This window comes from Alicycliphilus sp. T452, assembly GCF_054512775.1.
In genome coordinates, this window is record NZ_JBTNEH010000009.1 from 137,887 (window position 1) to 150,712 (window position 12,826).

A 12,826-nucleotide genomic window follows, 5' to 3' on the forward strand; every position below is an offset into this window, starting at 1 on the left:
CCAATTTTGCTCAAAACCTCAGTAATGCGGCGGCAACTCGTCGCGCAGGCTGCGCACGGCCGCGCCACCGCCCTCGGGCACCTGCTGGCGCAGTTGCGCCACCTCGCGCAGCAGTTGGTCGATCTGTTGCTGCTGGCGGTAGATGGTCAGGTTGAGCTGGTCGAGCAGGTCTTCGGCGTAGGCCGCCTTGACCTCCAGCGCCTCCAGTCGGTCCTTCATGTCAAGCCACCGCCTGCCCCAGGCGCGCCACGCCCTCGCGGATCTTGTCCACGCCGGCGGTGGCGAAGGACAGGCGCAGCGTGGCGCGGTCGGGGTTGGCGCAGAAGAACGGCGCGCCCGGCACGAAGGCCACGCCCTTGTCGATGGCGCGCTTGGCGAGCACGTCGCCGTCCGCCACCGCGCCGTTCGCGCCCGTGAGGCGCGCCCACACGAACAGGCCCCCCTGCGGCTGCACGAACTCCACGGCCGCGCCCAGCTCCCGGCGCAGCGCGTCGCCCATGGCCTGGGCGCGCTCGGCGTACACGGCGCGCACGTGGGCCAGGGTGCCCGGCATGCGGCCGGCCTGGAGGTACTGCGCGGCCGTGGCCTGGGCGAAGGTGCTGGTGTGCGCGTCGGAAAACTGCTTGCACATCGTGGCCTTGGCCAGCAGCTCGGGCGGCGCGGCGAGCCAGCCCACGCGCAGGCCGGGCGAGAGCACCTTGCTCAAGGACCCGCAGTGCGCCAGCAGCTCGCGGCTGCCCGGCACCTGGGGCGAGAGCGCGAGCAGGCTGGGCGGCGGCGCCTCGCCGAAGTACAGGTCGCCATAGGGGTCGTCCTCGACGATCAGCGTCTGGTACTTGACGGCCAGCTCCAGCACCTTCCTGCGCCGCTCCAGGCTCAGCATGGCGCCGCTGGGGTTGCCGAAGGTGGGGATCAGGTAGACGAGCTTGGGGCGGTGCTCGGCGATGAGCCGCTCCAGCTCGTCGGTCTTCACGCCCTGCCCGTCGATGGGCGCGCTGACCAAGTCGGCGCCGTAGAGGCGGAAGCACTGGATGGTGGCCAGGAAGGTCGGCCCCTCGACGATCACCTTGTCGCCGGGGCCGATCATGGTCTTGCCCAGCAGGTCCAGCGCCTGCTGGCTGCCCGTGGTGACGATGAGCTGGCCGGGCGCCACGTCCTTCGCGCCCTTGGCGGCCATGAAGGCCGAGAGCTGCTCGCGCAGCGGTTCGTAGCCCTCGGTGGCGCCGTACTGCAGCGCACCGCCGGGCTCCTCGGCCAGCGCGCGCTGGCTCGCCTCGCGGATGCCGTCCACGTCGAACATGGCGCTGTCGGGAAAGCCGCCCGCGAAGCTGATGATGCCGGGCTTGCCCAGCAGCTTGAACAGCTCGCGGATGGCGGAGGTTTCTACGTTGTTCAGGCGGTCGGCGAATTGCATGGGGTGTTGATGGCGGGTCGGCAAAACCGCCATTGTCGCCAATGCGCCGCACCCCTGGCTTGATCCCAGTTTTCCCCGATGCTGCGCATCACCCGCGCCGCATAAAACTGGCGCCCGCCAAGCGCGGGCAGCCAAGCAAGGGCCGCCCCGCAGCGAGGGCTGCGTCCCCCTGCCCGCATTGCGCAGCAATGCGAGAGCGGGGGGAAGGCGCGAAGCGCCTCAGGGGGGTGTTCCCTTCAATCCACGCGGATGCCCGAGCGCGCCGCCACGGCGCGCATCTGCGGCAGCTCGCGCTCCACGCGCTCCGTCACCACGCTGCCCGGGCCCCATGCGGGCGTGAGGCCCACGTCCACCAGCCTGGCGCGCACCGCCGGGTCGGCCATCACGTCGGCCAGGGCCTTCTCGACCTTCTGGCGCACGGGTACGGGCAGGCCGGCGGGCGCGAGGAAGGGGAACCAGGTGTCCGCGCTGAAGCCGGGGTAGCCGCTCTCGGCCACCGTGGGCACCTGCGGCAGCAGCGGCAGGCGCTGCGCGCCCAGCGTGGCGATGGCGCGGATCTTGCCCGCCTTGATGAGCGGCGTGGTGGCCACCACCGTGTCCACCGCCAGCTGCACCTGCCCGCCCATGAGCGCGGTCAGGCTCGGCGAGCTGCCGTTGAACGGCACGTGCATCGCCTTGAGCCCCGTGGCGGTCTTGAGCATCTCGCCGCCGAAGTGCACCGACGAGCCCGTGCCGAAAGAGCCATACGAGAACTTGTCCGGCTCGGCCTTCGACAGCGTCACCAGCTCCTGCAGGGTCTTGCCCGGCGTGGCGTTGTTCGCCACGAGCACCAGGCCCATGTCGGCCACCATCGCCAGCGGCGTGAAGCTGTGCAGCGGGTCGTAGGGCAGCTGCGCGCGGATCGCCGGGTTGTAGGTGAGCGTGGAGCTGGCCCCGAGGAACAGCGTGTAGCCGTCCGGCGGCGCCTTGGCCACGAGGCCGCCCGCCACCACCGTGCCCGCGCCGGGGCGGTTCTCGACGATCACCGGCTGGCCCAGCTTGTCCGACAGCCCCGCGGCGAGCAGCCGCCCCAGGATGTCGGTCGCGCCGCCGGGCGCGAAGGGCACGATGAGCTTGATGGGCCGGTCGGGGTAGCCCTGCTGCGCGAACGCGGCGGGCGCGGCCAGCGCCGCGGCGCCCGCGGCGAGGCACGACAGGAAGCGGGAACGGGTGAGCGAGGTCATGGCGCTGTCTCCTTTTATGTAGATGGATGAGCCGTTCAGCCCAGCAGCGGGCTGCGCCGGCGCGCGTAGCCGCTGGCCTGGTCGTAGGCGTGGCCGATCTGCAGCACGGCCAGGTCGGCCTGGGCGGGGCCGATGATCTGCAGGCCCGCGGGCAGCCCCTGCGGGCCGAAGCCCGCGGGCGCGGCCAGCGCGGGCAGGCCGGCCATGGTGGCGGGCACCACGGCCTGCATCCAGCGGTGGTAGGTGTCCATTTCGCGCCCGCCCACGGCGTGCGGCCAGTCGAGCGCGGCGTCGAACGGGAAGACCTGCGCGGCGGGCAGCACGAGGAAGTCATACGTGGCGAACAGGCGGCGCAGCGCCTCGTACCAGGCCGAGCGCACGCGCGCCGCGTCGTACACCCGCATGGCGCAGAGGGCGCGGCCGCGCTCTATTTCCCATAGCGCCTCGGGCTTGAGCAGCGCGCGCTTTTCCGGGTCTTCATAGAGAGCGCCATTCGCGCCCGCCACGCTGAAGCTGCGCAGGTCGAGCCAGGCGCGCCACAGGCTCTCGAAGTCGAACGCGGGCAGCGCATCGTCCACCGTGCAGCCGATGTCGGTGAAGTGACGCAGCGCCGCGCGGCAGGTGTCTAGCACGTCCGGCTCCATGGGCAGGTGCCCTTTCAAATCGCCCAGCCAGCCGATGCGCGCGCCACGGAAGTCGCGCACCAGCGCCGCGCCCCAGTCGCGCGGCCCCTCGCCGCGGCGCGTGAGGGGCAGCCGGTCGTCGAAGCCCGCCTGCACCGAGAGCAGCAGCGCCAGGTCGGGCACGTCGCGCGCCATCGGCCCGGCCACGCTGAACTGCTGGAAGAACACCTCCTCGCCCGGCCCGTGCGGCACGCAGCCCACCGAGGTGCGCAGGCCGTAGACGTTGTTGAACGCGGCCGGCGTGCGCAGCGAGCCCATCATGTCCGAGCCGTCCGCCACGGGCAGCATGGAAAGCGCCACGGCCACGGCCGCGCCGCCGCTGCTGCCGCCGGCCGAGCGCGTGGTGTCCCAGGCGTTGCGCGTGGTGCCGTAGACGGGGTTGTAGGTGTGGCCGCCCAGGCCGAATTCGGGCGAGTTGCTGCGCGCCACGAACAGGCAACCGCCGGTGCGCATGCGCTCGAACACCACGCAGTCGGCCTGCGAGACCTGGCCCGTGAAGAGGGGCGAGCCCCTGGTCGTCACCATGCCGGCCACGGGCATGATGTCCTTGGGCGCCTGCGGAAAGCCGTGCAGCGGCCCCAGGCTTTCGCCGCGCGCGAGGCGCTCGTCCAGCGCGCGCGCCAGCTGGCGCATGGCATCGCGGTCGGCGAACGCCACGAGCGCGTTGACCACGGGGTTGAGCCGGTCGATCTGCGCATAGCAGGCGTCGAGCACCTCCACGCAGGACACTTCGCGCGCATGGATCGCGCGCGACAGCGCCACGGCGCTCATCCCGGCAATGCCGGCCGCGGCGGGGGACTGGGGTTGCTGTGGCATGGAAATCTTTCGGTCGCGTGACGGAACGGGGCAGGATACGCAGCCGCCCCGCTTTCAACAATCGCCGATTTCTTGATTTATCGTTGCGTTTTTCGCAAACCTGGCCACCCATGATCTCCCACCGCCTGCAAGACACCGCGCTGCGCTACTTCCTCGAAGTGGTGCGCAGCGGCTCGGTCAGCGAGGCCGCCGCGCGGCTGAGCGTCTCGCCCTCGGCCGTGAGCCGGCAGGTGGCGGGGCTCGAAGACCTGCTGGGCCTGCCGCTGTTCGAGCGCCGCCCGCGCGGCATGGTGCCCAGCGCCGCGGGCGAGCTGCTGGCCGCCCACGCGCGGCGCGGCGCGCTGGAGGCCGACCGCGTGGTCTCCGACATCCAGGCGCTGCGCGGGCTGCGGCGCGGGCTGATCCGCGTGTGCGCCTCGGGCGGCTTCGCGGTGGAGTTCCTGCCGCGCGCCATGGCGCTCTTTCGCGCCGGGCACCCCGGCATGCAGTTCCACATGCGCGCGGCCGCGCCCGCGGCGGTGACGCAGGCGGTGCGGGACGGCGACGCCGACATCGGCCTGACCTACAGCCGCGCGGCCGAGCGCGACATCGAGGTGCAGCACCGCCAGGTCTCGCCCGTGATCGCCATCATGCGGCCCGACCACCCGCTGGCGCGCCACGCGAGCGTGACGCTCGCGCAGATGCACCCCTACCCCATCGCGCTGCCCGACGGCGACAACACCGCGCGCCAGCTCTTCGACATCGCGTGCAGCCAGCGGCGCCTGGTGTTCGAGCCCGCGCTGGTCACCGGGCAGTTCGAGGCGCTCACGCACTTCGTGCTGCACGGCGGCGGCCTCTCGCTCGCGGGCGAGGTCACGGTGCGCGAGCGCGTGCGCCGCGGCGAGCTGCATGCCGCGCAGATCCGCGAGCGCGCGGTGAACGGCCGCGCGATCGAACTGCAGACGCTCGCGGGCCGCACGCTGCCCGAGGGCGTGCACGCCTTCCTGAACCACCTGCGCGCGCTGCTGCCCGCGCCGAGGGCGGCGACAATCCCGCCCGACCCGCAGAACGACACCCCGCCATGAAGACAGAAGACATAGAACCCTTCTTCGCCGCCCTCAAGGCCGCGAACCCGCAGCCCAACACCGAGCTGGAATACACCAGCGTGTTCGAGCTGCTCACGGCCGTGCTGCTCTCGGCCCAGGCCACCGACGTGGGCGTGAACAAGGCCACGCGCCGGCTGTTCCCGGTGGCGAACACGCCGCAGGCCATGCTGGATCTGGGCCTGGAGGGGCTGGAGAGCTACATCAAGACCATCGGCCTGTACCGCAGCAAGGCCAGGCACCTGATGCAGACCTGCCGCATCCTCGTGGAGCGCCACGGCGGCCAGGTGCCTCGCACGCGCGAGGCGCTGGAGCAACTGCCCGGCGTGGGCCGCAAGACGGCCAACGTGGTGCTGAACGTGGCCTTCGGCGAGGCCACGATGGCCGTGGACACGCACATCTTCCGCGTGGGCAACCGCACGGGCCTGGCGCCCGGCAGGAACCCGCTGGAAGTGGAAAAGCGGCTGCTGGAGCGCGTGCCGCCGCAGTATCTGGTGGACGCGCACCACTGGCTCATCCTGCTGGGCCGCTACGTGTGCCAGGCACGCAAGCCGCGCTGCTGGGAATGCGTGGTGGCGCCGTACTGCGGCTACCAGCCCAAAACCCCGGCGCCCTGAGGAGCCGAGGCACCGCGCCCCAAAAAACAAGGCCCGCCAAGGCGGGCCCGGGTACGAAGCGCGGCGGCCGGGGCCGCGCGCTCCGGGGCGGTCACAGGCCTTCGTCGGCCTGCACGTCCTTGCGGTAGGTGCTGTAGACGATCACGGGGATGTTCAGCTCGCCCAGGTACTGGGTGATCAGGGGCTTGACGTCGTCCCACGCCAGGCCGCCCACGCCGGTGGCCAGGCGGGGCAGCGCCACGCTGGCGATCTGCTCCTGCCGGATGAACTTGGCCAGGCCCTGCAGGGCGGCGCGCACGTTCTCGACGCTGGCCTTGCCCGGCTTGGCGGCGGGGCCCTGGCCCATGGTGTTCTGGGTGACCAGGTTCACGATGCGGCGCACGCCGCCGCCTTCCTGCACGCCCGCCCACGCCCACACCTCGCCGGTGCCGATGGCCTTGGAGTGGGTGTCGTGGCGGTAATCCTTGACCAGGGAGGGCCAGCGCTCGCGCAGCGCCAGGGCCAGGCCGCTGTCGAAGGGGTCATAGGCCGAAATGCCGTGTGCGAGCAGGTCCGCCTTGCTGAGCAGGATATCGCCGGTAACTTCTTTGATCATTCGCTGTTCCTTTCAGTGATGAATACGGGTAATACCTATTGCCCATACTTCGAAGAAACATTAAAGCGTTTACGGTTTTGTTACATTGATGCAGGTCAATGCTGGCTCGGCCCGGCCACCCCGGCGGATTCGAAGCTCGCCATCTCGCGCAGCACGCGGCAGGCCGATTCGAGCAGCGGCCAGGCCAGCGCGGCGCCCGAGCCCTCGCCCAGGCGCAGGCCCAGGTCCAGCAGCGGCTCGGCCTGCAGCGCCTGCAGCATGCGCACATGCCCGCGCTCGCCCGAGCGGTGGGCGAACACGCAGCGCTGCAGCACGGCGGGCGCCAGGCGCGCGGCCACCAGCACGGCGGCGCCGGTGATGAAGCCGTCCACCAGAATCACGCGGCGCTCGGCGGCGGCCTGCAGCACGGCGCCCACCATGGTGGCCACCTCGTAGCCGCCGAGCGCGGCCAGGGCTTCGAGCGGCGTGGTGGCTGCTGCGTTGGCGTCCAGCGCCTGCTGCAGCACGGCGCGCTTGTGCTCGATGCCGGCCGCATCCAGCCCGGTGCCCGCGCCCGTGCATTCGTCGATGGGCAGGCTGCACAGGCGTGCCAGCAGCAGCGAGGCCACCGAGGTGTTGCCAATGCCCATGTCGCCGAGCAACAGCACGTTGCCCGGCAGCTCGCGCACCAGCGCCAGGCCGTGCTGGATCGCCTGGGCGCACTGCCCGGCGCTCATGGCCGGGCCGCTGCTCGCGTCCTGCGTGCCGGGGGCCACCTTGCGCAGCAGCAGGCGCGGCTGGCCGGGCGCGGCCTCGCGCGGGGCGACGTCGCGCGCCACGCCGCAATCGACCACGGTGAGCGCCAGGCCGTGCTGGCGCGCCAGCACGCTCACGGCGGCGCCGCCGGCGAGGAAGTTCTCCACCATCTGCCAGGTCACGTCGCTCGGGAAGGCCGAGACACCGCGCGCGGCCAGGCCGTGGTCGCCGGCAAAGACAACCATCTGGGGCTGCTCCAGCCGGGGCGATGCGGTGCCCAGGATCTGGCCGATGCGCAGCGCGAGTTGCTCCAGGCGGCTGAGCGAGCCCTGCGGCTTGGTCTTGTTGTCCAGCTTGTGCTGCAGGGCCTGGGTGAGCTGCGGATCGCAGAGGTCGGCAAGGGTGGGCAGGGGGGCGTTCATGACGTACTCGACTTTCGATGAGGGTTCGGCGCGGCCCGCGTGCGCGGGCCTGCGCGTGGGGTAGCCGCCTGGCTACGGGCAAGATCAGGCTTGGGCGATGTGGCGGGCGCGCTGCGCGGCCGCCTGGTCGCGCCGCAAGTGGGCGAGGAGCGGCTGCTGGTCGTCGCGCTGGCCCCATTGCTCGAAGTACACGAGGTCTTCCATGCGCAGGCGCGGCAGCCAGCCGGCGGTTTCCAGCTCGGGCTTGTCGTGAAAGTGGCTGACGTAGCCCACGCACAGGTAGGCGATGGGGGTGATGCCCTTGGGAATGCCCAGCGCCTGCTGCAGGTCGGCCTGGTGGAAGATGCTGACCCAGCCCACGCCCAGCCCTTCGGCGCGCGCGGCCAGCCACAGGTTCTGCACGGCGCAGACGCTGCTGTACAGGTCCATGGTCTTCATGTGGGTGCGGCCCACCACCACGGGGCCGGTGCGCTCACGGTCGCAGGTGATGCAGATGCCGATGGGCGACTCCACGATGCCTTCGAGCTTGAGCTTTTGGTACGCCGCACGCTTGCCGCCCTCGAACATGCCGGCGGCTTCGGCATGCGCCTTGGCGAAGGCATCGTGCACGCGGCGCTTGGTCTCGGGCGACCGCACCACCAGGAAGTTCCAGGGCTGCATGAAGCCCACCGAGGGCGCATGGTGCGCGGCGGTGAGGATGCGGCTGAGCACCTCGTCGGGCACCGGCGTGGGCAGGAACTGCCCGCGCACGTCGCGGCGTGAAAAGATGGTGTGGTAGATGGCGTCACGGGCCTCTTGCGTGAAGGCGTGAACGCTCTGCGTGGCTTGCGCCTGCGCGGTATTCATGGCAGTCCCCTGTGCTTGAATAGGAAGCACGCTGCCCGGCCTTGCAGCGCGATGACGAACGTTCAGGCCGGTCTTCTGGCTTGGATTCATCTGACCCGCCACGCCTTCCCGGCCTTGGCGGCCAGTGGCACTTCGTGGGGGACATCGTCCTTACAGCGTTGGGCACGCGGCGGATTCGCACCGCCTTCCCGATTCTCCCTTTGCCATCGCGGCATTGGGCACCTGAGGGGCGGGATGATAGCAGCCGCCCACTGCGCAACGCTTATGCGATCAGCGCGTCCAGCACGCCAGGCTCCATGTGCCGGGCAATGCAATCGGCCAGCCCGTCGAACACGGCGTCGAGCGTGGGAGCATGGGCGCCAAAGAGGGCCTTCAGCACGGCCGGGTCTTCGAACAGGCCGTGCAGGTACACGCCGAGCACGTTGCCAGCCGGGTTCTGCCAGGCGATGCCCGGCATGGCTTCGCGCGCCACGTCGCCCTTGGCGGCCATGGCCGGGTGCTGGGCGGTCTGGCCGTGGTGGATTTCGTAGCCTGCGGCGCGCACGCCCGAAAGCGGCGCCCAGGCGCCCGCCAGCGGCCCGAAGGCCGCGCTGGTGCACTGCACGGTTTTGGCGGGCTCGAACACGGTGACCAGCGGCAGCAGCCCCAGGCCGGGGGCGTTGCCGTCGATGCCGGCGGGGTCGATCAGCGCCTCGCCCAGCATCTGCAGGCCGCCGCACACGCCGAGCACGGTGCCGCCCCGCGCCGCGTGCGCGGCTATCGAGCCGTCCAGCCCCTGCGCGCGCAGCCAGGCCAGGTCGGCCGCCGTGGCCTTGGAGCCGGGCAGCACGATCCAGTCGCCGGGCCGCAGCCCTGCGACGTCGGCCGGGCTGCGCACCCATTGCAGGCGCAGGCCGGGCACGTTCTTGAGCGGCTGGAATTCGTCGAGGTTGCTGATGCGCGGGTAGGCCACGACGGCCACCGTGGTGTGCACGGCGCCAGGCGTGGTGCTGCGGTCGTCGAACACGCCGTCCTCCTCTGGCAGGCCGTGCTGCCAGCGCATGGGGATGGTGGCCACGGTGGGCACGCCGGTGCGCTCCTGCAGCTGCTGCGGCGCGGGCGCGAGCAGGCTGGCGTCGCCGCGGAACTTGTTCAGCACGAAGCCCTGGATCAGCGCGCGCTCGTCCTCGGGCAGCAGTGCCCAGGTGCCATACAGGTGCGCGAAGGCGCCGCCGCGGTCGATGTCGGTCACCAGCAGGCAGCGCGCGCCCGCGTGCCGCGCCACGCGCATGTTCACGATGTCGCTGGCGTGCAGGTTGATCTCGGCCGGCGAGCCCGCGCCCTCGATGACCACCACGTCGTTCCCGGCGCGCAGTTCGTCCAGCGCGGCGGCGATCTGCGGCCACACGCGCGCGCTGCGCCCGCGCCAGGGCATGGCCGACAGCGGCTCGCTCACCTGCCCCAGCAGCACCACCTGGCTGTGCGTGTCGGCCTCGGGCTTGAGCAGCAGCGGGTTCATGCGCACGTCCGGCACGGCGCGCGCGGCCAGGGCCTGGAAATACTGGGCGCTGCCGATCTCACCCTGCCCCCCGGCGGGCGTGGCGACGACGCGCGCGTTGTTGCTCATGTTCTGCGCCTTGAACGGCGCCACCTTCAGGCCCTGGTTGCTGTAGTGGCGGCACAGCGCCGTGGCCAGCCAGCTCTTGCCGGCGCCGCTGCTGGTGCCCAGCACCATGATGCAGCGCGCCGGGCCGGGTAATGTCTTGGTCTTCATGCCCTGCATTGTCGCCACGCCGCGGCCAGCGCCTGCTGCGCGGCGGGCGCCAGCACGCCCAGGCGCACATGGCCGGGCAGGCCGAACGACGCGCAGTCGCGCAGCTTGATGCCCTGGGCGCGCAAGGCCTGCAGCGCGCCCGGCAGGTCGCCCGCCGGCGGGCGCGCCGTGAAGAAGTTGGCCAGGCTGCCCGGCAGCACGGCCCAGCCCAGGCCGGCACACAGGCGCAGCTGGGCCGTCTTCCAGTCGCGCAGCGTGGCCAGCGACCGGGCCAGCCACTGCTGCGCGTCCTCCCGCGTCCAGGCATCCAGCAGCGCCACCCCGTCCGCCCCCACGGGCCAGGAGGGCGCCAGCGCCTGCACGGCCGCCACGCCGCCGTCCGCCACGGCGGCGGCTGGCGCGATGGCATAGGCCGCGCGCACGCCCGTCAGGCCCAGGGCCTTGTTGGGCGAGTACAGCAGCCAGGCGGCTTCGGGCTGCGCCGTGGCGCGGCCGTCCAGGCGCAGCGGGGCATAGGCGCAGTCCAGCACGCGCAGCGCGCCATCGCCCGGCCCCGCTGGCGTCCATGCCGCCAGGGCCGCATCGGCCGTGCCCAAGGGGCTGGCCGGCTCGCAGGCCCAATGCAGCGCGGGCGCGGCGGCGGGGCCGCAATCGAGCCCCCAGAGCCGCGCCGCGCGCCCATAGTCGCCATAGCCATGCGCGGGCAGCACGGCATGGCGCAGGCCGCTGCGCGCGGCATGGGCGCTGATGCGGTGGATGAACTCGCTGGCGCTGGCCGCGATCACGATGCGCGGCACCGCCACGCCATGCAGTGCCGCCAGCCGCGCGCGCAGCGCGGTATAGGCCGGGTCGGGATAGTGGCGCCTGTCGGCGTGCTGCAGCGCGTGCAGCGCCTGCGGACAGGGCCCGCAGGCATTGGCGTTGGTGGAAAAGTCGTGCAGCGGCACGCCCAGCGCATCCGGGCCGCCATGCAGCGGGGCTGATTCAGACATGGGTGCGCACTATAGCTATCAATACAAGAGCTCCCAGCGCAAGTGGAATAAGCGCTGCGATCGATTTTCGTGCCAGACCAGTGGCGCGCCGCGTGTCCTCCGCCCGCGCCGCGCGGCCCGTGGCGTTGAGCGCATACACGCCGGGCTTGGACAGCCGCACGCCCAGCGCCAGCGCCATGGCGCCCATGGGCCAGCCGCCGTTGGGCGACGGTGTGGCGCGCGCCTGCACGCGCAGATCGCGCCAGCGCACGGCGCCACGCGCCGCCAGCCACAGCAGCCAGGCCGTGAGCCGCGCCGGCAGCCACGACAGCGCATCGTCCACCCGCGCCGCCCACTTGCCCGCCCACTGCCAGTAGCGCCCGCCGCGCATGCCAGGGTAGCCCCACATGGCGTCGGCGGTATTCGCGAAGCGGTACAGCGCCGCGCCCGGCAGGCCCAGCAGCACGAACCAGAACAGAGGCGCCACCACCGAGTCGCACAGGTTCTCGGCCAACGTTTCTATGGCGCTTTCGCGCACCTGCGCGTCGTCGAGCCGCTGCACGTCGCGGCTCACCAGCCAGGCCAGGCGCGCCCGCCCGGCCGCGAGCGACTCGCCCAGCGCCGCCTCCACCGCCAGCACCTCGGCGCGCAGCATGCGCCAGGCCAGCAGGGGCTTGAGCAGCAGCCCCAGCACCAGCGCCCCGCCCCAGGCGGGCAGATGGGCCAGGGCAGCCCATTGCAGCACGCCAGAAACTACCAGAACAATAGCTGCAAGCGCACACCAGGCAAGCGCTGCAAGCCAAAAAGACCATAAATCACGCCCCGTGGCCCGCGCCGGCGCCACGCGCGCACCGCACGCGTCCAGCGCCCGCCCCATCCACACCACGGGGTGCAGGGCCGCTGGCGGCTCGCCCCACCAGCGGTCGATCGCCAGGGCCAGCAGCAGGGCAGCGGCCGGCACGGCGGCGTCAAACATCCAGGTCCACATGCGGCGAGCCTACCAGTGACGCAAGAAAGCCACTCCCGCGCGCCGCCTGTCCCTGTCCAAGCGCCGTTCATCCGGCCGGCTGGCGCCAGATCATTTTGTTACAGCTAGCATCAAAACATGCAATCTCTGCACGTTCGTTACCTTTCGCGCGCGCGGCGGGGCCGTCCCAACGGCGCATCCACGCGCGGCTTCACGGCCATCGAGCTCATGGTCACCGTGGCCATTCTGGCCGTGCTGGCCGCCCTGGCGGCCCCCAGCTTCACCCCCATCGTGGAGCGCTGGCGCGTGCGCGGCACGGCTGAAGAGCTGCAATCGACCATCTACTACGCCCGCTCCGAAGCCATCAAGCGCGGGGGCAGCATCACCATAGTGGCCAACTCCGGAGGCTGGGCCAACGGCTGGAAAGTCACCTTCAAGCAAGGCGCGACCACCACCGAACTCCAGCAGTACGCCGCCCCCAGCACCACCGGCATCAGCCTGGCCAACAACGATAACGACACCATCAGCGTGGACCGCTGGGGCATGCTGTCGCACGGCAGCACCCCTGGCGCAGCGACGGCCATCGACTTTCACGTCTACCCGGGTGCCAAAACCGACTCCCCCAATGCTTCGCACCTGTGCGTCGGCTCCGGCGGGCGCGTGCACCAGACCAAAAGCAACACCGCCTGCCCCACCTGACCC

The 12,826-nt window shown here is 71.7% G+C and carries 13 protein-coding genes and 1 riboswitch; of the genes, 3 read left to right on the forward strand and 10 right to left on the reverse strand.

Going from position 1 to position 12,826, the window contains the following annotated elements:
- Positions 1-18: 18 nt before the first annotated feature.
- The 4 genes from ACX12L_RS10500 to ACX12L_RS10515 form a co-directional block, all read right to left on the reverse strand.
- Positions 19-219, reverse strand: a complete 201-nt coding sequence (locus tag ACX12L_RS10500) for a SlyX family protein (protein WP_094437941.1) — start codon at positions 217-219, stop codon at positions 19-21.
- A 1-nt stretch (position 220) separates the two neighbouring features.
- Positions 221-1,414, reverse strand: a complete 1,194-nt coding sequence (locus ACX12L_RS10505; protein WP_459262488.1) for an aminotransferase-like domain-containing protein — start codon at positions 1,412-1,414, stop codon at positions 221-223.
- A gap of 236 nt (positions 1,415-1,650) precedes the next feature.
- On the reverse strand, positions 1,651-2,637 hold the full coding sequence (locus tag ACX12L_RS10510; RefSeq protein ID WP_459262489.1) for a Bug family tripartite tricarboxylate transporter substrate binding protein: 987 nt from the start codon (positions 2,635-2,637) through the stop codon (positions 1,651-1,653).
- Positions 2,638-2,672: 35 nt separating this feature from the next.
- Positions 2,673-4,136, reverse strand: a complete 1,464-nt coding sequence (locus tag ACX12L_RS10515; RefSeq protein ID WP_459262490.1) for an amidase — start codon at positions 4,134-4,136, stop codon at positions 2,673-2,675.
- A gap of 110 nt (positions 4,137-4,246) precedes the next feature.
- Between ACX12L_RS10515 and ACX12L_RS10520 the strand changes: the two genes are divergently transcribed.
- Positions 4,247-5,200, forward strand: a complete 954-nt coding sequence (locus ACX12L_RS10520; protein WP_459262491.1) for a LysR family transcriptional regulator — start codon at positions 4,247-4,249, stop codon at positions 5,198-5,200.
- Complete coding sequence (gene nth / locus ACX12L_RS10525; protein ID WP_459262492.1) at positions 5,197-5,835, forward strand: endonuclease III; 639 nt, start codon at positions 5,197-5,199, stop codon at positions 5,833-5,835. Before ACX12L_RS10520 ends, nth begins: the two co-directional genes overlap by 4 nt.
- A 91-nt stretch (positions 5,836-5,926) precedes the next feature.
- Here nth and ACX12L_RS10530 read toward each other — a convergent pair whose 3' ends face one another.
- The 6 genes from ACX12L_RS10530 to cbiB form a co-directional block, all read right to left on the reverse strand.
- A complete protein-coding gene (locus tag ACX12L_RS10530; protein ID WP_459262493.1) occupies positions 5,927-6,430 on the reverse strand; it encodes a macro domain-containing protein in 504 nt (167 codons plus the stop codon).
- Between the two features lie 95 nt (positions 6,431-6,525).
- Positions 6,526-7,587: a nicotinate-nucleotide--dimethylbenzimidazole phosphoribosyltransferase gene (cobT, locus tag ACX12L_RS10535; RefSeq protein ID WP_459262494.1), complete on the reverse strand. Its 1,062-nt coding sequence runs from the start codon at positions 7,585-7,587 to the stop codon at positions 6,526-6,528.
- Positions 7,588-7,671: 84 nt separating this feature from the next.
- A complete protein-coding gene (gene bluB / locus ACX12L_RS10540; protein ID WP_459262495.1) occupies positions 7,672-8,433 on the reverse strand; it encodes a 5,6-dimethylbenzimidazole synthase in 762 nt (253 codons plus the stop codon).
- A 48-nt stretch (positions 8,434-8,481) separates the two neighbouring features.
- Positions 8,482-8,674, reverse strand: a riboswitch (cobalamin riboswitch).
- A 21-nt stretch (positions 8,675-8,695) separates the two neighbouring features.
- Positions 8,696-10,186, reverse strand: a complete 1,491-nt coding sequence (locus tag ACX12L_RS10545) for a cobyric acid synthase (RefSeq protein ID WP_459262496.1) — start codon at positions 10,184-10,186, stop codon at positions 8,696-8,698.
- On the reverse strand, positions 10,183-11,178 hold the full coding sequence (locus ACX12L_RS10550; protein ID WP_459262497.1) for an aminotransferase class I/II-fold pyridoxal phosphate-dependent enzyme: 996 nt from the start codon (positions 11,176-11,178) through the stop codon (positions 10,183-10,185). Before ACX12L_RS10550 ends, ACX12L_RS10545 begins: the two co-directional genes overlap by 4 nt.
- Positions 11,171-12,145, reverse strand: coding sequence for an adenosylcobinamide-phosphate synthase CbiB (cbiB, locus tag ACX12L_RS10555; RefSeq protein WP_459262498.1), 975 nt, complete (start codon positions 12,143-12,145; stop codon positions 11,171-11,173). The genes ACX12L_RS10550 and cbiB overlap by 8 nt, the downstream gene beginning before the upstream one ends.
- A gap of 117 nt (positions 12,146-12,262) precedes the next feature.
- Here cbiB and ACX12L_RS10560 point away from each other — a divergent pair, with 117 nt between their 5' ends.
- Entirely contained in the window at positions 12,263-12,823 is a 561-nt protein-coding gene (locus tag ACX12L_RS10560; RefSeq protein WP_459262499.1) for a GspH/FimT family pseudopilin, read from the forward strand.
- Positions 12,824-12,826: the final 3 nt, after the last annotated feature.